Genomic DNA, 20,677 nt, shown 5'->3' on the forward strand with positions numbered 1-20,677 from the left:
GAGCGGAATGCCGAGGGGATGCGGTGGACAGCGCGAGCAGGATCGGCTTTGAGGCGGCTCAAAGCGAAGAAACCAGGGCCTCAAAGGGGAGGTTGGCCACCGGCCCCGCCGAGGTGCTGGTCCGGAGGCTTGCCTACGGGCGACGCCGCTCCAGCGGCCGCCGCCACATCACGCCGGGTTGATCCCGAGCCGCATCCCGGCGAGCCCCCGCTTGCGGGTGGCCAGCGCGGAGGCGACCTCGCGCAGCACCTTCGCGCCGGGCGAGTCGGGGTCGGCGAGCACGACCGGCGTGCCGGCGTCCCCGCCCTCCCGGACGGCGACGTCGAGCGGCACCTGGCCGAGCAGCGGCACGTCCTTGCCGATCACCTGGGTGAGCCGCGCCGAGACCTGCTCGCCGCCGCCCTCGCCGAAGATCGACAGCCGGGTGCCGTCGGGCTGCTCCAGCCACGACATGTTCTCGACCACGCCCACGACGCCCTGCGACGTCTGCGTCGCGACCGACCCCGCGCGCTCGGCGACCTCGGCGGCCGCGGCCTGCGGCGTGGTGACCACGAGGATCTCGGACGACGGCAGCAGCTGCGCCACCGAGATCGCGATGTCGCCGGTGCCGGGCGGCAGGTCGAGCAGCAGCACGTCGAGGTCGCCCCAGAACACGTCCGCGAGGAACTGCTCCAGCGCGCGGTGCAGCATCGGCCCGCGCCACACGACGGGCTGGCCCTGCGGCACGAACATGCCGATCGAGACCACCTTGACGCCGTGGGCGATGGGCGGCAGCAGCATGTTGTCGACTCGCGTCGGCTGCCGGTCCACACCGAGCATCCGGGGGATCGAGAAGCCGTAGATGTCGGCGTCGATCACGCCGACCGACAGCCCGTCGGCGGCCAGGGCCACCGCGAGGTTCGCCGTCACGGACGACTTGCCCACGCCGCCCTTGCCGGACGCCACCGCGAACACCTTGGTCATCGAGCCCGGCTGTGAGAACGGGATAACGGGGTCGCCCGCGCCGCCGCGCAGCATCGAGCGCAGCGAGGACCGCTGCTCGGGGGTCATCACGCCCAGCTCGACGTCGACGCCCGATACGCCCTCGACCGCCGTCGCGGCGGCCGTCACGTCCTTGACCAGCGTCGACTTCATCGGACAGCCCGCGACGGTGAGGTCCACGCCGACGGCGACGTGCCCGCCCGCGGAGACGTCGACCGACCGGACCATGCCCAGGTCGGTGATGGGGCGCCGGATCTCGGGGTCGAGCACGCCGGTCAGTGCGTCGCGGACACGAGCCTCGAGCGCGGGGGAGTCGACTGCGGTCATGAATCGATCTTAGGCGGGGCCCGGACGCTCCTGGATCAGCGGTCCCGGGCGGGTTCCTTGCAGTGTCCGTCAGTTGGTGGCGGTACGCTGCCTCACCACCGAGGGTGAGGAGGCCCGATGACCGAGCCACGCGTGCCAGCGCGAGTTCGGCGTGTCGCCTCCGAGGACCAGGCACGCGAGCTCGCCGCCGAGCTGCAGCGCCAGGGCCGCCGCTGGCCCGTGGTGGTCATCTCGACCCCGGCCGGCCACTCCGTGCCCTTTGTGGACCCGCAGCGGGTGCTCGACGACGTCGCCGGGCTCGCCGAGGTCGTCGTCATCCCCACGGGCGACGTGTCGTGGGAGTTCTCGTCGGGCATGCCGCCCGACACCCAGGTCTACGGCGGTGCGTCCCGCGTCTACGGCACCGAGCTGGACTGGGTGCACCAGCCCCGCCGCTCGCCGCTGCACTTCGCGTACTCGACCGACGAGGACGCGCATGTGCGCGAACGTCTGGTCGGCGACGTCATGCGGTTCGCGGTGCGCGCCGGGCTCGTCGGCGCGGCGCGGGCCGCCCCGGACGCGACCGTCATCGAGGGCCGGGTGCTGGGCGTGCTCGGCACGCGCGCCCTGGTCAGCACGGACGACGGCGGCCAGGTCACCGTCGCGGAGGAGCTCGTCCTGGCCGACGTGCCGCTCGCCCGCGTGCTCGCGCCCGGGATGCGCGTCACCGGAGTGCTCGACCCGGTCCGCCGCCTCCTCGACGTGCGCGGCATGCTGCCCGACGCCGACGCGTTGCGCCGGGCGGTGCACCTCGCCTACCGCGTGGGCCAGGTGGTGCTGGGTCGGGTGGAGAGCGTCGAGGACGAGGCGGTGCGCGTCGCGCTGGCACCCGGCGTCCGCGTGCGCGTGCGCCGCGCCGCCATCACGGGCAACGACCTGGACCTGCTGAGCGACCTCTTCACGGTGGGCGAGGTGATCCTGGCCCGCCGGGTCCCGGCGCCGCTGGACGGCCTGGCGCTGCGGCTGGACGACGTCGACGAGTCCGAGGACCGGCCCGTCCCCGCGATCGCGCTGCTCGACGGCGGGCCGCCGTGGCTCGAGCCCCCGGAGTCGGAGCCCGAGCTGCCCCGGCTCGACGGCCCGCTGGTGGTGGGTTCGCTGGCCGAGCCCCACGAGCCCGTCGACCTCGGCGGGACCCGCCCCGCGCCGTCGTCGGGCCCGCCCACCCCCGCCGACCTGTTCGGCCTGCGCCCCGCCGACGTCGGACCGGTGCCGACGCCGGCCGACGGCCAGCGCAAGCCGACCCCCGGCGACGTGGCCGCCTGGCACGCGGGCGGGCACGACGCCCTGCCCTCGCCGACGGCGGCGGAGGCAGCGCCGGAGCCGGCCGGCAAGGCCGCCCGCGACCTCAGCCTGTCCCTCGACGCCGCCCGGTCCCGGGCGGGCGCGCTGGAGAAGGAGCTGCTGGACGACAAGGTCCGGCGGCGCCAGGTCGAGCTGGAGGTCGACCGCCTGCTGGGTCGGGTCGGCGAGCTCACCGAACGGCTCGAGCGCAGCGAACGCCGGGCGGAGCAGCAGGCCACGGCCCTGCGCAAGGCCCGGCAGGAGGCCGCGCGCCTCCGCCGCCGGCTGGGCGACGCAGGGGTCGAGGTACCCGAGGAGCGGTACTTCGCCGACGACGAGGAGCAGCTCCGGTTCGAGGTGCTGACCGAGTGGGCCCGCGCCATCCCCGCGGCGGAGAAGGCCGGGCGCCCCCTGGCCGACTACACGCTCGGCCCGCGCTTCCTCGCCTCCCTGACCGAGGTCGAGGGCGTGAGCCGCGACCGCGTGGTCTGGACGCTCGTCATGGTGCTGACCGGGCTCGCGCTCGACATGAACGGCCTGCAGGTGCACCGCCTCCGCACGGGCGCCGGCGGCGACGACCCGTTCCGGCACCGGGACGACGGCGCCGTGTGCTGGCGGGTGTCGCTGCAGGTCAACACGCCGTCGGCCCGCCGACTGCACTACTGGAAGCTGCCGGGCGGCGCCTACGAGCTGTCGCGCGTGGTGCTCCACGACGACGTGGAGCCCTGACCGCGGTCCTTCTCGTCGAGCTCCTCGAGCAGGTTGCGGATCTCCGAGCGCACGAAGTCGCGGGTCGCGACCTCCGAGAGGGCGACACGCAGCGCCGCCATCTCGCGCGCCAGGTACTCCGTGTCGGCGAGGTTGCGCTCGCCGCGCTGCCGGTCCTGCTCCGCGGTGACGCGGTCGCGGTCGTCCTGCCGGTTCTGCGCCAGCAGGATCAGCGGCGCGGCGTAGCTGGCCTGGAGCGACAGCATCAGGGTGAGCGCCGTGAACCCGTTGGCCGCACTGTCGAACCGCAGGTGCTCCGGGGCCCAGATGTTCCACGCGAGCCAGAGCAGGCAGAACACCGTGAGGTAGATGAGGAACCGCGGCGTGCCCAGGAACCGGGCGATGGCCTCCGTGGCCTTGCCGACGGCGTCCTCGTCCAGCCGGAACCGGGGGACCAGGCCGCGCCGCTGCGCGAGCGGGGTGTCGAGACGGTCAGGCACGGCCGGCCCCCCGTCGTGTCGGGCGCGCCGCCGACTGCGCGGCGATCGCCTCCATGCGCTCGTCGTCGCTGCCGCGCCAGTCGTCCGGGAGGATGTGGTCCAGCACGTCGTCGACCGTGACCACGCCCAGCAGCCGGCGCTGCGCGTCGAGCACCGGCAGGGCGAGCAGGTCGTACGCCGCGAGCAGCCGCGTCACCTGACCCACCGACGCGTCGGGGGTGAGCCATTCGGTCTCCGTGTCCAGCATGGAGGCGACGGCCGCGTGCGGGGGCTCCCGCAGCAGCCGCTGGAAGTGCGCGACGCCGAGGAACCGCCCCGTCGGCGTCTCCAGGGGTGGCCGCACCACGAACACCAGGGAGGCCAGCGCGGGCGGCAGCTCCTTCCGCCGGATCTGGGCCAGCGCCGTCGCGATCGTGTCGTCCGCGCCCAGGATCACCGGCTCCGTGGTCATCAGGCCGCCCGCCGTGTCCTCCGCGTACTCCAGCAGACGGCGGACGTCGGCCGCCTCGTCCGGCTCCATCAGGTTCAGGAGCTGGGCCGCCTGCTCGTCGGGCAGCTCGTTGAGCAGGTCGGCGGCGTCGTCCGGCTCCATGACCTCCAGGACATCGGCTGCGCGGTCGCGGTCCAGGCCCGACACGATCGACACCTGGGCGTCCTCCGGCAGCTCCTCCAGCACGTCCGCGAGGCGCTCGTCGTCGAGCGCGGCGGCGATCTCCATCCGGCGCGCGGTGCCCAGGTCCCGGATCACGTCCGCGAGGTCCGCCGCGCGCATGTCCTGGTACGCCTCCAGCAGCCGGGCGGCACCCTGCTCGGGCGACCGGCTCGTGAGGTCCTGCACGGCGTCGACCGGCACGGTCAGGGTCGAGCCCCGCCGGAACGGGGCCGACCCGCGCGTCGACCGCCGTCGGACGAAGAGCTGGTCCACGAGCCAGTCGCCCGTGCGCTGCTGCGCGATCGAGACGTCCTCGATCGTCACCTCGCCCGAACCGTCCTTGAGCTGGACCCGACGGTCCAGCAGCTCGCCCAGCACCACCGACTCCATGGCCCGCTGCTCGAACCGCCGCATGTTCACCAGGCCCGTGCTGATCACCTGGCCCGCGTCGATGCTCGTCACGCGCGTCAGCGGGAGGAAGACCCGCCGTCGGCCCGGGACCTCGACCACCAGGCCCACCGCCCGCGGCGCGCCCTTCGCCCGCACCAGCACGACGACGTCACGGACCCGGCCCACCTGGTCGCCGATGGGATCGAAGACGGCGGTGCCGGCCAGACGTGCGACGAAAACCCTGGTGCTGGCGCTCACGCTGGTCAGCCTACGACCCGTGTCGGGGCGTCGCTCCTCGCCACTATCGTCCGGGTAGGGGAGACTATGGGGTATGAGCATGTCTCGCCCGGGTGCCGTCCCGAAGGTCCCGACCCTGCCGGCCGGTGACGAGGTTGCCGCGTACTCCACCTACCTGGAGGCGCAGAAAGCGGTCGACTACCTCTCCGACAACAAGTTCCCCGTCGAGAACGTCACCATCGTGGGCACCGACCTGCGCATGGTCGAGCGTGTCACGGGACGACTCACCTACGGCCGGGTGGCGCTCGCGGGCGCCCTGTCCGGCGCGTGGTTCGGTTTCTTCGTGGGCCTGCTGCTGACGCTCTTCGCGGGCTCCTCGGGATTCCAGGTGATGTTCGCCGGCATCGCGCTCGGTGCGGGCTTCGGCCTGCTGTTCTCGATCCTGTCGTACTCGTTCACGGGCGGACGGCGCGACTTCACGTCGTCGTCGCAGATCGTGGCCGCCACCTACGCGATCCTCTGCGGTCACGAGCACGCGAGCGACGCACGGGCGCTGCTCGTGCAGTCGCCGGGCGGCCTGGGCAAGGCGCGCGGTGCGGCCTCGGTCGGGGTCCCGGCCCCGGCGGCGCCCGCACCCGCGGCTCCGGCGGGTCAGGCCCCCGGTGTCGCGCCGACGGCGCCCGCCGCGCCGGCGACGCCGCGCACCCCGGACCCGCGCTGGGTCACGCCCTCGGGCGAGCCCCGCTACGGCGCGATGCGGCCGGGCGCGGCTGGTGCTGGCGCGGCTGGTGCAGCGCCGGCAGACGCGCCGGTCCCGCCGTCGGACGACCCGTCCGACCCGCCGGCCGAGCCGGCCGAGCCTGCCGAGCCGGACGACTCCCCGACGTCCCGCACGACGCCCCACCAGGGCAACCCGTACGCGCCGCCGACGGACGACCAGAAGTAGCCCGCTCCGCACCCAGGCAATGACTTCGGTCGGTTGCCCTGAGACCGGTCAATCGACCGACCGCTCTCAGGGCAATCGACCGAAGTCAGTTGATGCGCCGCGCCAGACCTCAGCGCAGCGCGGCCATCCAGGCCTCGACGTCCTCCGGGCGGCGGGGCAGCGCCGCCGACAGGTTCTCGTAACCGTCCTCGGTGACCAGCACGTCGTCCTCGATCCGCACGCCGATGCCGCGGAACTCTTCGGGGACGGCGAGGTCGTCGGCCTTGAAGTAGAGGCCCGGCTCGATGGTGAACACCATGCCCGCCTCCAGGGTGCCGTCGAGGTAGAGCTCGCGGCGCGCCTGCGCGCAGTCGTGCACGTCGAGGCCGAGGTGGTGCGACGTGCCGTGCACCATCCAGCGGCGGTGCTGCTGGCCGTCCTCGCCCAGCGCCTCGGCGGCGGTCACGCCGTCGGGCAGGAAGCCCCACTCCTCGAGGCGGGCCGCGATGACCTCCATGGCGGCCGCGTGGATGTCGCGGAACTTGGTGCCCGGCCGCGCGACGGCGAACGCGGCGTCGGCCGCGTCCAGCACCGCCTGGTAGATCTTGCGCTGCACGTCGGTGTACTCGCCGTCCACGGGCAGGGAGCGCGTGACGTCGGCGGTGTAGAGAGAGTCGACCTCGACGCCGCCGTCGAGCAGCAGCACGTCGCCCGACCGGACCTCGCCGTCGTTCCGGATCCAGTGCAGGGTCGTGGCGTGCTCGCCCGAGGCCGCGATGGTCTCGTAGCCCACGGCGTTGCCCTCGAGGCGGGCGTGCCCGTCGAAGGTGGTCTCGACGACGCGCTCGCCGCGACGGTGCTCCTTGGCGGCGGGCAGCGCGCGGACGACGGCCTCGAAGCCCTCGATGGTGCGGGCCACGGCCTCGCGCATCTGCTGGATCTCGTACTCGTCCTTGATCAGCCGCAGCTCGGACGTGGCCTCGACGAGCACGTCGTCCGACACGAGCTGCTCGTCCTCGGTCTCGCCGGCCTCCAGCCGGAGCTCCTCGACGAGCGCCTCGATCGCCTCGTCCGCGCCGGTCACGACGAGGAGGCGCACGCCGCCGTCGCCCACGTCCTTGCCCAGGGCGTCGCCCAGCTCGTCGATGTGGCGGGCCTCGATGCCGGTCAGGGCCTCGATGTCGGCCAGCGACGGGCGGGCGCCCACCCAGAACTCGCCGTAGCGCGCGTCGGCGTAGAACTCCTCGTTGTCGCGCGGGGCGAGCGGCCGCACGTACAGCACGGCGTGGTGGTTCGAACCGGAGTCGCCCGTGCCCTCCTCGACCGGGTGCAGCACCAGCACGGCGTCGGGCTCGCGGTCGGTGCCCAGACCCGTGAGGTGCGCGAACGCCGAGTGCGGCCGGAACCGGTAGTCGGTGTCGTTCGACCGGGGCTTGAGCGAGCCCGCCGGGATCACGAGGCGCGCGCCGGGCAGGCGCTCCGAGAGCGCGGAGCGGCGGGCGACGGTGAACGGCGCGGCGTCCGACGGCGTCAGGCCGAGCTCGGCGCGCGGGGCCCACTGCGACATCACGAAGTTCTTGAACGCGGTCGAGGCGGGACGGTGCGAGCGGTTGGAGCCGCGGTCCGCGGTCCCCTGCTCGTCAGGCTGAGAAGTGGTCGTGGGCTCGCTCATGCGCCCAGTGTTTCACGCACGCCGCCCGAAGTCGGCAAGCGCCCGGGTGAGGACCCGGTTGAACGCGGAGGGGGCCTCCGTGTTCACGTCGTGCCCCGCGCCGGGGACGACGACGAGCGCGCCGTCGCGGGCGGCGGCGAGGTGCCGCTGCTCCCCGATGCGCATCGCGTCGCGCGCGCCGTTGACGAACCAGACCGGCACCTGCGCGGCGCGCACGTTCGCGATCGAGGAGCGCCCGGCGAGGTGCGTCAGCGCGTCCGTGACGACGTCCCAGGTGGGCCGGTACATCTCGGCGGTCTGGAGCGGCGCGATCTCGATCTGCGCCAGGTCCGCGCCGCCGGGGGCGCTCCGCAGGGAGCGGAACGAGGGCACCGAGAGGCGGGGGCTGTGCACGCTCGGGTGCACGACGCGGCCGGTCAGGCGGCGCGAGAGGTAGGCGGCGTTCGCCACGGTCCGCGCGACGTCCCGGTAGAGCCGGACGGGCTTGCCCTTGGGGTCGGACGTGCAGCCCGCGGCCAGCACGCCCACCAGGCGCTCGGTGGTCCCGGGCCGGGCGGCCCAGGCGAGCGACGTGTAGCCGCCCAGCGACAGGCCGACCAGGGCGACGGGGCCGGACGGGAGGGATGCGACGGCGTCGTCCACGGCCTCGAAGGCGCCGTCCATGGTGAACCGGTCGTGGCGGCGCGCGCCGTGCGCCGGCAGGTCGACCGCGACGGCCTCGTGGCCGGCCGCGCGCAGGTGCTTGACCTGGTTCTCCCAGATCGCACCGGAGCTGCGCATGCCGTGCACGAAGACCACGCTCGTAGGGGTGTTGGGCGGAGTCTCGTGGTTGCTGCTCATTACCTTCGATGATGCGGGATCGGCTTGGGCACGCGGCGTACGACGGCGGAACACGGCGTGAACGTGCTGTGTGGGCTTGCTGTCGCAGGGCCTGCTGCTGCGGGGGCCCGACGCCGCGCCGCCCCCGGCGTGCTGCACCTCACCACCGCACCGTGCCTCTCCCGGCCCTGGGGATCTCTACCCTTGTGGGGTGATCGACCTCCACACGCACTCCACCGCGTCCGACGGCACCGACTCGCCAGCGCGGCTGGTGGAGGTCGCCGCCCGCGCCGGCATCGGCACGCTGGCCATCACGGACCACGACACGACGTCGGGCTGGGCCGAGGCGGCCGAGGCCGCCGGCCGGTACGGCGTGGGCCTGGTGCGTGGCGCCGAGATCTCCGCGATCGCCCGGACGCCGGGCTGGGGCACCGGCGTCCACCTGCTGGCCTATCTGCACGACCCGACGCACCCCGACCTGCTGGAGGAGACCGAGCGCACCCGCGCCGACCGCGAGTCGCGGGCCCGGCGCATGGTGGACCTGCTGGCCGAGGACTTCCCGATCACGTGGGACGACCTGCTCGCCCAGACGAAGCCCGGCACCACGCTGGGCCGCCCGCACCTCGCGGACGCGCTGGTGGCGGCGGGCGTCGTCCGCGACCGGGACGAGGCCTTCGCCACCATCCTGCGCCCGGGCACCAAGTACTACGTGGGCCACTACGCGCCCGACGCCGTCGCCGCGGTGCGCGCCGTCCGCGCGGCGGGCGGGGTGCCGGTGCTCGCGCACCCCGGGGCGGACGCCCGCGGCCGGATCGTCCCGGACTCGACGATCGAGGAGCTCGCCGCCGTCGGGCTCGCGGGGCTCGAGGTGGACCACCGCGACCACACGCCCGACACGCGCCGGCGCCTGCGCGACCTCGCCGAGTCCCTGGGCCTGCTGGTCACGGGGTCGAGCGACTTCCACGGGGCGGGCAAGCAGAACAAGATCGGCGAGAACACCACCGCGCCCGCCGTCCTTGAGGCCATCGCGGACCAGGGGGCCCTGGAGGTGCTCGGGTGAGCTGGTTCGACGTCGCGCTGTTCACCGAGGTGTTCGTGACGCTGTTCGTGATCATGGACCCGCCGGGAACGGTGCCGGTGTTCCTCGCGCTCACCTCGCGGATGACGGCGCAGGACCGCAAGCGGGCCGCGCGCACCGCGATCTTCGTGGCGTTCGGCGTGATCGTGGTGTTCGCGCTGTTCGGCCAGCTCCTGCTGGAGCACATGGGCATCTCGCTCGCGGCGCTCCAGGCGTCGGGCGGCCTGCTCCTGCTGCTCGTGGCGCTGGAGCTGCTCATGGGCAAGATGGACGCCGGCGAGTCCGACGCCGGCTCGGGCAGGAACGTGGCGCTGGTGCCGCTGGCGACACCGCTGCTCGCCGGGCCGGGCACCATCGTCGCGACCATGGTGTTCGTGCAGCAGGGCGTGAGCGCCGGCGAGTCGGCCGTGGGGCACTACGCCTCGATCGGGGTCGGCATCGTCGCGGTGTGCATCTGCACCTGGGCCGCGATGCGGTTCGCCGGGCTGGTGCACCGCGTGCTCAAGGACTCCGGCGTCACGCTGGTCACCCGGATCGCGGGCGTGCTGCTCGCGGCGATCGCCGTGCAGATGATCGCCAACGGCGTCATCGAGTTCGTGCGCACGGTCTAGCTCAGACGTCGATCGTCTCCAGGGTCACGGACACCGGCTTCTCCGGCAGGAGGCCCTCGGCCTGCCGCACCTTCTTCTTCATCGGCAGCACGTAGCCGCCGTTGCTGTCGCTCGGGAAGACGGACGTGGTCCAGGTGGTCTTCCCGACCGTGACCCGCACCCGGATCGAACCGAAGCCGCGCGGTGGCAGCGGGAGGTCGGCCAGCTCGTCGGACTGCTCCGGGGGCACGGTCACGAACCACCAGGAGTCGGTACGCACCTGCCACTGCCACAGGGGAGCGGCGAACTCGATCTGCACGGTCCCGATACTGTCAGACCCACAGGTCACCGGGGTGATCTGTGGGTCTGACACGTTCAACGGCTCCGGATCAGGAGTCGGTCTGGGTTCCCTCGGCCGGGCGCCCGCCGCGCGTGCGGCGGCGGTTGCGGCTCCGGCGACGGCGCTGGCCGTCGTCCTCGCCGCCCGACGCCGGGCGCTCGGCGGGGGCGCCCTCGGGGCCGGCTGCCGGACCGGCGTCCGACCGGCTCGCCGAGCGGGAACCGCGGTGCGACCCGCCGTGCGAACCGCCGCCCTGGCGGCCGCCCGAGCGGGGGCCGCCCGAGCGGCCGCCGCCGGAGCGCGAGCCGCTGTTGCGCTTGCCGGTCTCGCCCAGGTCCTCGAGCTCCTCGGCGTCCAGGCCGGCGAGGTGCTGCGCGGACCGCGGCAGGCGGCCCTTGGTGCCCTCGGGGATGTTCAGGTCCGCGAACAGGTGCGGCGACGTCGAGTAGGTCTCGACCGGCTCGGGGAAGCCGACCTCGAGCGCCTTGTCGATGAGCGACCAGCGCGGCACGTCGTCCCAGTCGACGAACGTGACGGCGGTACCCGTGTTGCCGGCGCGGCCGGTGCGGCCCACGCGGTGCAGGTACGTGCGCTCGTCCTCGGGGCACTGGTAGTTGACCACGTGGGTCACGTCCTCGACGTCGATGCCGCGGGCCGCGACGTCGGTCGCGACGAGCACGTCGATCTTGCCGTTGCGGAACGCGCGCAGCGCCTGCTCGCGGGCGCCCTGGCCCAGGTCGCCGTGGATGGCGCCGGCGGCGAAGCCGCGCGACTGCAGCTCCTCCGCGACCTTCGCGGCCGTGCGCTTGGTGCGCGCGAACACGATGCTGCGGCCGCGGCCCTCGGACTGGAGCAGCCGCGCCAGCACCTCGACCTTGTCCAGGGCGTGGGCCCGGTACACGACCTGCTTGATGTTCTTGACGGTCGCGCCCTCGTCGTCCGGCTCGGCGGCGCGGATGTGCGTGGGCTGCTTCATGTAGCGGCGGGCCATCGAGACGACGGCGCCCGGCATGGTCGCGCTGAACAGCATGGTGTGCCGCTGCGCGGGGGTGCGGGCGAGGATCTTCTCGACGTCGGGCAGGAACCCGAGGTCGAGCATCTCGTCGGCCTCGTCGAGCACCACGGTCGCCGCACGCAGCAGCGTGAGGTGGCCCTGGTTGAGGAGGTCGATCATGCGGCCGGGCGTGCCCACCACGACGTCGACGCCGGACTTCAGCGCGTCGATCTGCGGCTCGTACGCGCGGCCGCCGTAGACCTGCACGATGCGGACGCTGCGCTTGGCGGACGCGGTGGCCAGGTCGTTCGCGACCTGGACCGCGAGCTCGCGGGTCGGGACCACGACGACGGCCTGCGGCTTGCCGGGGGCGACGAGCTCGTCGTAGCCGGGCTCGCCCGGGGCCACGACGCGGTGCAGCAGCGGGACGCCGAAACCGAGCGTCTTGCCGGTACCGGTCTTGGCCTGGCCGATGATGTCGTGCCCGCTCATCGCGACGGGCAGCGTCATGGCCTGGATGGGGAACGGGTGGGTGATGCCCGAGTCCAGCAGCGCGGCGACGATCTCGGGGCGGACGCCGAAGTCCGCGAACGTCACGTTCTGCGCCTGGATGGCGGACGGGGAGGAGTAGTCGGGCCCCGAGGCCACGGTGGGCTCGGGGTCGGTCACGGTGGCCGCGCTCGCGGCCGGGGTGTCGGTGGTAGTCACTGGCGCCTTCATCTTCTCGCGGCGCGGTGGGCCCTCATGGCCCGGCGATCGCGCCTTCGTGCGGCAGCCGATCGTGAAAATCATCGCGCGCCGGGCGGGGAGGCCCAGGCTGCGCGTCCTGTCGGCGGCCTCACGGAGGAGGTCGGAGCACAGGCTCGGGGGTCGGAACGTGACGACCGGGCAACCGATGTACGTCGTTCATGGTACGCGCAGGATGTTTCCGTGTGGTTAGCGAAACGCCCCCGGCACCCCGTTAGTAACGAACGCCACGTGGCGGAGGGCCCTCGCGGGCGCCGTCCGCCACGCGGCGTCGGTTACGGCAGGGATCAGACGGCGCCGAAGCCGACCTTGCGCTGCTCCTCGGAGCCGATCTCGACGTAGCCGATGGCGCTGCCAGGGATGATCACCTGGCGGCCGCGGGAGTCGGTGAGCTCGAGGGGGCCACCGGCCAGGGCCTTCTTGACGGCCGTCGCGACGGCGTCCGCGCTCTCGTCGGTCTCGACCACGACCTCGCGCGGCAGGTGCTGCACACCGATGGTGACGTCCACGTTTACTCCAGTTCGGTCGGGGATTGCGCCGTGTGCCCGGTGGTCCGGGGACCCGGCCTGACGATCCTAGTCACGCACCGGGGCGGTCGGCCTGCGGTTTCGCCGTGAGCCGATACGTGTCCACATCCTGTGGACGACTTCGTGGGCCTGCGGGCCGGTGCGTGGCACGATGGTCGGCGTGAGCAGCCCGCGGCAGGACCCTCGGCGCGCCATGGTCGCGCTCGGTCTCTGCATGGTGCTCGGCCTCGGCGCGGGCGTCGCGGTGACGGTGGGCGCCGAGCCCGAGGCGTCCGCGGCCGCCGTCGCCGGCGTGGTCGAGGACAACCTCGGCGTCGAGGCGGGCGACGCGATCCGGGACGCGTACGAGGCGGCCCGGTCGGGCGACCGCATGACGCCGCCGGCCCCGGTCTTCCCCCTGGACGCGGGCGCGGCCGTCGAGGCCGAGGGTGCGCCGGAGCGGGACGCGGCGTCCGCCGGCAAGTCGGCCCCGCCGGCGCCGGTCGCCGAACCCGAGCAGACGCCGGAGCCCGGCTCCGGTCTGCTCGGCACCGACGTGACCGTGAAGCCGGAGCTGTCCGGCAAGCTCGTGGTGGCGAGCGGGTCGCACGCGGCGCCCGCCGAGGGCAAGGTCTGGCGGGTCCAGGTCGCGGTCGAGAAGGGCCTGCCGGTGGACCCGGAGGTGTTCGCCGAGGCCGTGCTGACGACGCTGAACGACCCGCGCGGCTGGAACGGCGCGGACGGCTCGACCTTCGCCCGGACCGACTCGGACCGCTACGACGTGCGGGTCGTGCTCGCGAGCCCCGGCACCACCGACCGGCTCTGCCTCCCCCTGGACACGATCGGCGAGCTCTCGTGCGGCATCAAGGAGACCGCCGTGCTCAACTTCAAGCGCTGGGCCACGGGGTCCGGGGCATGGAAGGACGTCCGGAACTACCGGCACTACCTGGTGAACCACGAGGTGGGGCACGTGATCGGGTACCACCACGACCTGTGCAGGGGCAAGGGCGAGCACGCCACCGTGATGGTGCAGCAGACCAGGACGACGAGCGGGTGCATCCCGGAGCCGTGGCCCGCCCCCGACGCGGGCTGAGACCAGGATCACTGCTCACCCTCCCCGGGTGAACCGGACATTCGCGACGCCTCCGCGCGGGGCGTCGGGGAGTGTCAGTGGCTCGTGGTTCGATCGTCCGCGTGACACCGACCCCCACCCTCGCACCTCGGCTGGCGCCGCCCGGGACCCGTCCCGACGGCGCCACCTCCGTGCGGCTCGACGACAGCCAGGCGGCCGCCGTCGAGTCCGCGCTGAGCCGGCCCGCGACGCTGGTCCTGGGGGCCCCGGGGTCGGGTCGGACGACGGTGGCGTGCGAGGTGGCGGTCCGGGCGCTGACGTCCGGGGTGCCGCCGGAGCGGGTCCTGGTCCTGGCCTCTTCGCGTCGTGCGGCGGCACGGCTGCGGGACGAGGTGGCGGCCCAGGCCGGGCGCACGGTCGGCGCCCCGATGGTGCGCACGGCGTCGTCGGCCGCGTTCGCGGTGCTGCACACGCGCGCCGCGGCGCTGGGGCAGCCCGCACCCACCCTGGTGTCCGGCCCCGAGCAGGACCTGGTGCTGGCCGAGCTGCTCGCCGGGCACGTCGCCGGCGAGGGGCGGCCGCTGCGGCTGCCCGTGGGGCTGCCGGAGGAGTCGCTGGGCCTGCGCGGCCTGCGCCAGGAGCTGCGGGACCTGCTGATGCGGGCCGCCGAGCGCGGCCTCGGGCCGGTCGAGCTCGACGAGATGGGGCGCGCCAACGACCGCCCCGAGTGGATCATGGCCGCGCAGCTCTACGAGGAGTACCTCGACACCATGACCCTGCGGCTCGCCACACCCGACGCGGGGCCGCGCTACGACCCCGCCGTCGTGATCGACGAGGCCGCGGAGTCCCTGCGGTCCTGGGAGGACGAGGTGCCGGGCGCGCCGCGGCCGACCTGGGACCTGGTCGTGGTGGACGACTACCAGGAGGCCACGGCCGCGACGGTCCGCCTCCTGCGCGTGCTGCACGACGACGGGGCGCGGCTCGTGCTGCTGTCCGACCCGGACTCCGCCGTCCAGACGTTCCGCGGTGCCGCGCCGGGCCTCACCGGCCGGGCCGCCGCGCCCGCCGGCCCGGGGCGTGCCTTCGGCGCGTTCGACGCCGAGACGGTGGTGCTCGGCACGGTCTGGCGGCAGCGGCCCGAACTACGCGCCGTGACCCGCGCGGTGACCAACCGGATCCCGGTGTCGGCGAGCGCGCTGCACCGCCGCGCGACGGCGCGTGCGGACGAGGAGCCCGCGGGCGAGGACGCGCCGCCCGCCGTCCAGGTGGCGGTGCTCGCGGGCGCGGCCCAGGAGGCGGCGTGGATCGCGCGCGAGCTGCGTGCGGAGCACCTGCTGCGGGGCACGCCCTGGGAGCGCATGGCGGTGATCGCGCGCAGCGGCACCCGGCTGGGGGCGCTGCGGCGCGAGCTGGTCTCCGCGTCGGTGCCCGTGGCGCTGCTCGGCTCGGACCTGCCGCTGCGCGACGAGCCCGCCGTGGCGCCGCTGCTGGCCGCCGTGAAGACGTGCGCGGGCGCGCCGCGGGGCAGCCTGGAGGCGCTGATCGCCGAGGAGCTCGACGGCGACGAGCCCGTGCTGGACCCGGAGACGGCGGCGCTGCTGCTCGTCTCGCCGATCGGTGGGCTCGACGCCGTGGCACTGCGGCGGCTGCGGCGCGCCCTGCGGGCGGAGGAGCTGTCGGCGGGCGGCGGCCGCACCTCGGACGCGCTGCTCGTCGAGGTGCTCGCGGACCCGGCCCGCGCGGCCCTGCTGCCCACGCAGGTGCGGCGCGGCCCGCTCGCGGTGGCCCGGGTGCTCGCCGCGGGCCGCGAGGCGGCGGGGGAGCCCGGCGCCACGGCGCAGACGGTGCTCTGGGCGGCCTGGGCCGCGACCGGCCTGGCCGAACGGTGGAGTGCCGCCGCCCTGGCCGGCGGCCCCGCGGGCCTGCGCGCCGACCGGGACCTCGACGCCGTGCTCGCGCTGTTCCGCGCGGCCGAGACCTTCGTGGACCGGATGCCGGGCGCACCCGTCGGCGCCTTCGTCGACTACCTGGCGTCGCAGGACCTGCCGGCCGACTCCCTGGCGGCCTCCGCCCAGGGCACGGGCGCCGTGGAGGCGCTCACGCCCCCCGGCGCGGCGGGGCGGGAGTGGGACGTGGTGGTCGTCGCCGGCGTGCAGGACGGCGTGTGGCCCGACCTGCGGCTGCGCGACTCCCTGCTCGGCTCCCAGGCGCTCGTGGAGCTTATCGCCGGACGGTCCGAGGACGGCCGCGTGGTCGGTGCCGAGGCCCGCCGCCAGGTGCTCACCGACGAGCTGCGCGCCTTCGCGGTCGCGGTCTCCCGCCCGCGGCGGCGGCTGCTCGTGACCGCGGTGGAGGACACCGAGGAGTCCCCGAGCGTGTTCTGCGACCTCGTGTCCCCCCGGGACGACGGCGGCGACGGGCCGGACCCGCGGCGGGTCCCGGTCGGCCCGCCCCTCGACCTGCGCGGCGTCGTGGCCGCGGCGCGCTCGGAGCTCGTGCGGACGTCGGCGTCGGCAGGGGCGGAGACCGGCCCGCCACCCGCCGCACCCGCCGCCGCCCTGCTCGCGGACCTCGCGGCCGCGGGCGTCGCCGAGGCGGACCCGAGCACCTGGTACGGCGTCGCCGGCGTCTCGAGCGAGGTGCCGCTGTGGGGCGCCCAGGACACCGTGACCGTGTCGCCCTCGAAGGTCGAGACGGTGACCACCTGCGCCCTGCGCTGGGCGTTCGAGTCGGCGGGCGGCACCAAGCCGGACGCCACGCACCAGACCCTCGGCACGCTGCTGCACTCGATCGCGCAGAGCCACCCGAAGGGTTCGCTCACCGACCTCAAGACCGAGCTGGACCGCCGCTGGCCCGAGCTCGCGCTTCCCGACGGCTGGCCGTCGCTGCAGCTCCGCAAGCGCGCCGAGCGCATGGTGGAGCGGCTGGCGGAGTACCTGGGCGACTCGGGGGAGCCGCTGCTCGTCGAGGCCGACTTCGACCTGCGGGTGGGCCGCGCCCGGCTGCGCGGCCAGGTGGACCGGGTCGAGGACGCCGGCGACGGCGCCGTGACCGTGGCCGACCTCAAGACCGGCAAGACGGCCGCCAGCAAGGACAAGGCGGCCGAGAACCCGCAGCTCGGCGCCTACCAGCTCGCCGTCGAGGAGGGCGCGCTCGACCTGCCCGACGGCACGGTCAGCAAGGGCGCGAGCCTCGTCTACGTCGGCACCGAGACCGTGTCGGCCAGCGTCCGGAACCAGCCACCGCTCGCCCCGGACGACGAGGGCAACAGCTGGGCGCGCGACACCGTCGAGGGCGCCGCCGACACCATGGCCGCCGCCCGGTTCGCGGCCCGGAACAACGACCTGTGCGAGATGTGCGCGGTGCGGCGGTCCTGCCCGCTGCAGCCCGAGGGACGGAAGGTGGTCGAGTGACCGGGCACGAGCCGGAGATCCGCCTGTCGGCACGGGCCATCGCGCGGCTGCTCGGCCGGCACGAGCCCACCGACGAGCAGGTCCGCGTCATCGAGTCCCCGCTGGAGCCCGCCCTCGTCGTCGCGGGCGCGGGCTCCGGCAAGACGGAGACCATGGCCGCGCGCGTGGTGTGGCTGATCGCCAACAAGCTGGTCCACCCCGAGCAGGTGCTCGGCCTCACCTTCACGCGGAAGGCGGCGGGCGAGCTCACGCAGCGCGTCCAGACCCGCCTGGCCCAGCTCAACCGGGCGCTCGGCGAGGAGTCGGGCGAGGCGCTCGCCGGCCTCGACCTCGACCGGCCCACGATCGCCACCTACAACGCCTACGCCGCCTCGCTCGTGGCCGACCACGGCCTCCGCCTCGGCGTGGAGCCCAGCGCACGCCTCCTCGGGCAGGCCGAGCAGTGGCAGCTCGCGTCGCAGGTGGTGGAGTCCTGGGACGAGGACCTCGCCACCGACCGGGCCGTCAGCACCGTGACCGCGGCCGTCGTGGCCCTGTCCGACGCCCTCGGTGAGCACCTCGTCGACCCCGCGGACGCGCGTGCCCGCCTCACCGACATGGCCGAGCACCTCGAGTCCGTGCCGCTCGGTCCCAAGCAGCGCAAGCGCACCAAGGACGTCGACAAGCTCATCGGCTCGATCGCCGAGCGGGCCCGGTTCGTCGACCTCGTGGTCGAGTACCGGCGGCGCAAGCGCATCGCCGAGGCGCTCGACTTCGGCGACCAGGTGTCGTTCGCCGCGCAGCTCGCCCGCGAGGTGCCCATGGTGGGCGCCGCCGAGCGCGCCCGGTTCGAGGTGGTGCTGCTCGACGAGTACCAGGACACCTCCTACGCCCAGGTCGAGCTGCTCTCCGGCCTGTTCGGCGGCGGGCACCCGGTCACCGCCGTCGGCGACCCGCACCAGTCCATCTACGGGTGGCGCGGTGCCTCCGCCGCGGGCCTCGCCCGCTTCCCCGGCCGCTTCCAGCGTGACGACGGCGTCCCCGCCGCCGTGCACTACCTCTCCACCTCGTGGCGCAACGACGCCGCGATCCTCACCGCCGCGAACGTCGTGTCCGGGCCGCTGCGCTCGCGGGCCGGCGCGGCCACGAGCGTCGAGGTGCCGCCGCTGGACCTGCGGCCCGGCGCCGGCGAGGGCGTGGTGACGGCGCACGTCGCCGCGACCCTGGAGGAGGAGGCCGAGGCCGTCGCCGAGTGGGTGGCCGAGCGGTGGCGCTCCGGCGCCCATCCGGACGGCCGGTCCACGGCCGCCGTCCTCTGCCGGGCGCGGGCCCAGTTCCCGGCGATCGAGGTGGCGCTGCGCCGCCGCGGCCTCCCGGTCGAGGTGGTCGGCCTGGGTGGCCTGCTGTCCACGCCCGAGGTGGTCGACGTCGTGGCGCTGCTCCAGGCCGCGCACGACCCGTCGCGCGGCGACTCGCTGCTGCGCCTGCTCACCGGTCCGCGCCTCAACCTCGGCGCGTCCGACCTGCACGCCCTCGGTTCCTGGGCGGCCGACCTCGCCCGGCTGGACGACCCGCGCCGGGCCGCGGCTGCCGCGACCGCTTCTGCCGACTCCGAGCCGGACGACGACCTGCGCGTGGTCGAGGGCGACATCTCCGACCACCGCTCGATCGTGGACGCGCTCGACGACCTCCCGCCGGTGGGTGAGCCGGCGCGCGACGGCCGCGTCCTGTCCGAGGACGCGCACCGCCGGCTCGCGGCGCTCGCCCGGCTGCTGCGGGACCTGCGCGGCCTCACCTACCTGTCGCTCCCGGAGCTGGTCGTCCAGGCCGAGCGCGCGCTCGGCCTCGACGTCGAGGCGGCCACCGCCCTCGCGCTGGCCGGGGCCGGGGTGGGCGGCGCGGTGAGCGACCGCGGCCGCGAGCACCTCGACGCGTTCCGGGACGTCGCGGCCTCGTTCGCGCAATCGTCGGACACGGCGACGCTCGGCGCCTTCCTGGCCTGGCTCGGCGTCGCGGGCGAACGGGAGCGCGGGCTCGACATGCCGGTGCACGAGCCCGACCCGGACGCCGTCCAGGTCATCACGGCCCACGCCGCGAAGGGCCTGGAGTGGGACGCCGTGGCCGTGGCGGGCCTCGCCGACGGCGCGTTCCCCACCTGGGACCGTGGCTCCCGGTCGGGCGAGTCGTCGTCCGGCTGGCTGTCCGACCTCGGCGAGCTGCCCTACCACCTGCGCGGGGACGCGGACGACCTGCCGCGCTTCGACTGGGAGCACGCCTCCGACACCAAGGACCTCGTCGCTCTGCGGGACGAGTTCAAGGCCGAGTGCGGCGAGCACCGCCTCGCCGAGGAGCGCCGGCTGGCCTATGTCGCGTTCACGCGGGCCCGGCGCGAGCTCTTCCTCACGGCCTCCTGGTGGGGCACGGCGAGCCGCCCGCGCGGCGTCTCCCCGTTCCTCGCCGAGCTGGCCGACGCCGAGCTGGTGCGCACCGACCTGTGGGCGCCGATGCCGGAGCCCGACGCCGAGAACCCGCGCAACGCGGAGGAGATCACGGCCCACTGGCCGGCCCCGGACGGGACCGGCCGGCCCGGTGAACCCGACAAGCAGCGAACCGCCCGTGACGTCCTGCGTGCCACGGCGACGCTCGTGGACGAGGCGGCCGACGAGCGCCTGGTCGCGCTCGCCGCGATGCGCCTTCCGGCGGACGCGCTGACCGCGCCGCAGGGCGTGCTCGCCGACGCGGCCGGTCACGACCTGGTCGACCTCGCCCGGATGCTCCTGGCCGAGCGGAACCGGCACGCGGACCGCGAGGTCGCGTTCCCGGCGCACGTCTCGGCCTCGGGTCTGGTGCGGCTCGCCGCGGACCGCGACGCGTTCGCCCTCCAGCTCCGCCGGCCCGTGCCGGTGCAGCCCACCGTGCACGCCCGGCGGGGCACCCGGTTCCACGAGTGGGTCGAGCAGTTCTTCACGTCGGCCACGCTGCTCGACGTCGACGACCTGCCCAGCGCCGAGGACGACGACCTCCCGGAGGACACCGACCTCGACAAGCTGCGCGACACCTTCCTGGGGTCGGAGTGGTCCGCGCGGATGCCCGTCGCGGTCGAGGTCGACGTCGAGACGCCGGTCGCCGGCGTCATGCTGCGCTGCCGCATGGACGCCGTCTTCAGGGACCCGGCGACGGGTCCGGACGCCGTCGTGGTGGTCGACTGGAAGACGGGCCGCGAACCGCTCGACGCCTCGGCCCGGGCCGCGCGCGAGGTGCAGCTCGCCGTGTACCGGCTGGCGTGGTCCCGCTGGACGGGGCTGCCGCTGGACCAGGTGAGCGCGGCCTTCTACTACGTGGGGTCGGACACCACGGTGCGCCCGGACCGGCTGCTCGACGAGGCCGAGCTCGAGGCGCTGATCCGGGGCGACTGACCGCGGTA

General features: G+C 74.8%; 15 protein-coding genes. 7 read left to right on the plus strand and 8 right to left on the minus strand.

What is annotated here, in order from left to right; translation table 11 throughout:
- Positions 1-168: 168 nt before the first annotated feature.
- Positions 169-1,308, minus strand: coding sequence for an Mrp/NBP35 family ATP-binding protein (locus ACFWEJ_RS05570; protein ID WP_377228210.1), 1,140 nt, complete (start codon positions 1,306-1,308; stop codon positions 169-171).
- A 117-nt stretch (positions 1,309-1,425) separates the two neighbouring features.
- On the opposite strand from ACFWEJ_RS05570, the gene ACFWEJ_RS05575 reads away from it, so the two are divergent.
- Entirely contained in the window at positions 1,426-3,360 is a 1,935-nt protein-coding gene (locus ACFWEJ_RS05575; RefSeq protein ID WP_377228211.1) for a hypothetical protein, read from the plus strand.
- Here ACFWEJ_RS05575 and ACFWEJ_RS05580 read toward each other — a convergent pair.
- Both ACFWEJ_RS05580 and ACFWEJ_RS05585 read right to left on the minus strand, forming a co-directional pair.
- A complete protein-coding gene (locus ACFWEJ_RS05580; RefSeq protein WP_377228212.1) occupies positions 3,315-3,839 on the minus strand; it encodes a DUF1003 domain-containing protein in 525 nt (174 codons plus the stop codon). The two genes, ACFWEJ_RS05575 and ACFWEJ_RS05580, sit on opposite strands and share 46 nt — an antisense overlap.
- A complete protein-coding gene (locus ACFWEJ_RS05585; RefSeq protein ID WP_377228213.1) occupies positions 3,832-5,139 on the minus strand; it encodes a magnesium transporter MgtE N-terminal domain-containing protein in 1,308 nt (435 codons plus the stop codon). Before ACFWEJ_RS05585 ends, ACFWEJ_RS05580 begins: the two co-directional genes overlap by 8 nt.
- 73 nt (positions 5,140-5,212) lie before the next feature.
- Between ACFWEJ_RS05585 and ACFWEJ_RS05590 the strand changes: the two genes are divergently transcribed.
- Entirely contained in the window at positions 5,213-6,064 is an 852-nt protein-coding gene (locus ACFWEJ_RS05590; protein ID WP_377228214.1) for a general stress protein, read from the plus strand.
- A gap of 109 nt (positions 6,065-6,173) precedes the next feature.
- Here the strand turns inward: ACFWEJ_RS05590 and ACFWEJ_RS05595 are convergent, their stop codons facing one another.
- Both ACFWEJ_RS05595 and ACFWEJ_RS05600 read right to left on the minus strand, forming a co-directional pair.
- Entirely contained in the window at positions 6,174-7,715 is a 1,542-nt protein-coding gene (locus tag ACFWEJ_RS05595; protein ID WP_377228215.1) for an aminopeptidase P family protein, read from the minus strand.
- Positions 7,716-7,727: 12 nt separating this feature from the next.
- The gene (locus ACFWEJ_RS05600) at positions 7,728-8,555 is read right to left on the minus strand and encodes an alpha/beta fold hydrolase (RefSeq protein WP_377228216.1); all 828 of its coding nucleotides are present in this window, start codon (positions 8,553-8,555) and stop codon (positions 7,728-7,730) included.
- A 190-nt stretch (positions 8,556-8,745) separates the two neighbouring features.
- On the opposite strand from ACFWEJ_RS05600, the gene ACFWEJ_RS05605 reads away from it, so the two are divergent.
- Both ACFWEJ_RS05605 and ACFWEJ_RS05610 read left to right on the plus strand, forming a co-directional pair.
- Positions 8,746-9,594, plus strand: a complete 849-nt coding sequence (locus ACFWEJ_RS05605) for a PHP domain-containing protein (protein ID WP_377228217.1) — start codon at positions 8,746-8,748, stop codon at positions 9,592-9,594.
- Complete coding sequence (locus ACFWEJ_RS05610; RefSeq protein ID WP_377228218.1) at positions 9,591-10,223, plus strand: MarC family protein; 633 nt, start codon at positions 9,591-9,593, stop codon at positions 10,221-10,223. Before ACFWEJ_RS05605 ends, ACFWEJ_RS05610 begins: the two co-directional genes overlap by 4 nt.
- 1 nt (position 10,224) lies before the next feature.
- Here the strand turns inward: ACFWEJ_RS05610 and ACFWEJ_RS05615 are convergent, their stop codons facing one another.
- The 3 genes from ACFWEJ_RS05615 to ACFWEJ_RS05625 form a co-directional block, all read right to left on the minus strand.
- Positions 10,225-10,521 (minus strand): DUF1905 domain-containing protein, encoded by a 297-nt coding sequence (locus ACFWEJ_RS05615; RefSeq protein WP_377228219.1) that lies wholly within the window; start codon positions 10,519-10,521, stop codon positions 10,225-10,227.
- Positions 10,522-10,591: 70 nt separating this feature from the next.
- A complete protein-coding gene (locus ACFWEJ_RS05620) occupies positions 10,592-12,256 on the minus strand; it encodes a DEAD/DEAH box helicase (protein WP_377228220.1) in 1,665 nt (554 codons plus the stop codon).
- 314 nt (positions 12,257-12,570) lie between these two features.
- Complete coding sequence (locus ACFWEJ_RS05625; RefSeq protein ID WP_285103239.1) at positions 12,571-12,792, minus strand: DUF3107 domain-containing protein; 222 nt, start codon at positions 12,790-12,792, stop codon at positions 12,571-12,573.
- Positions 12,793-12,970: 178 nt separating this feature from the next.
- On the opposite strand from ACFWEJ_RS05625, the gene ACFWEJ_RS05630 reads away from it, so the two are divergent.
- From ACFWEJ_RS05630 to ACFWEJ_RS05640, 3 genes are all read left to right on the plus strand, one after another.
- Positions 12,971-13,882: a DUF3152 domain-containing protein gene (locus tag ACFWEJ_RS05630; protein ID WP_377228221.1), complete on the plus strand. Its 912-nt coding sequence runs from the start codon at positions 12,971-12,973 to the stop codon at positions 13,880-13,882.
- Positions 13,883-13,983: 101 nt separating this feature from the next.
- A complete protein-coding gene (locus ACFWEJ_RS05635) occupies positions 13,984-17,274 on the plus strand; it encodes an ATP-dependent helicase (protein WP_377228222.1) in 3,291 nt (1,096 codons plus the stop codon).
- Positions 17,271-20,669, plus strand: a complete 3,399-nt coding sequence (locus ACFWEJ_RS05640) for a UvrD-helicase domain-containing protein (protein ID WP_377228223.1) — start codon at positions 17,271-17,273, stop codon at positions 20,667-20,669. Before ACFWEJ_RS05635 ends, ACFWEJ_RS05640 begins: the two co-directional genes overlap by 4 nt.
- Positions 20,670-20,677: the final 8 nt, after the last annotated feature.

Origin of the sequence: Promicromonospora sp. NPDC060204 (assembly GCF_042728455.1) — a bacterium.
GTDB lineage: Bacteria > Actinomycetota > Actinomycetes > Actinomycetales > Cellulomonadaceae > Promicromonospora.

What these genes read in the sequence shown, in the direction of transcription:
- ACFWEJ_RS05620 (WP_377228220.1), bottom strand. Translation starts at nt 12,256, where the DNA reads ATGAAGGCGCCAGTGACTACCACCGACACCCCGGCCGCGAGCGCGGCC.
- ACFWEJ_RS05590 (WP_377228214.1), top strand. Translation starts at nt 5,213, where the DNA reads ATGAGCATGTCTCGCCCGGGTGCCGTCCCGAAGGTCCCGACCCTGCCG.
- ACFWEJ_RS05575 (WP_377228211.1), top strand. Translation starts at nt 1,426, where the DNA reads ATGACCGAGCCACGCGTGCCAGCGCGAGTTCGGCGTGTCGCCTCCGAG.
- ACFWEJ_RS05600 (WP_377228216.1), bottom strand. Translation starts at nt 8,555, where the DNA reads ATGAGCAGCAACCACGAGACTCCGCCCAACACCCCTACGAGCGTGGTC.
- ACFWEJ_RS05595 (WP_377228215.1), bottom strand. Translation starts at nt 7,715, where the DNA reads ATGAGCGAGCCCACGACCACTTCTCAGCCTGACGAGCAGGGGACCGCG.
- ACFWEJ_RS05570 (WP_377228210.1), bottom strand. Translation starts at nt 1,308, where the DNA reads ATGACCGCAGTCGACTCCCCCGCGCTCGAGGCTCGTGTCCGCGACGCA.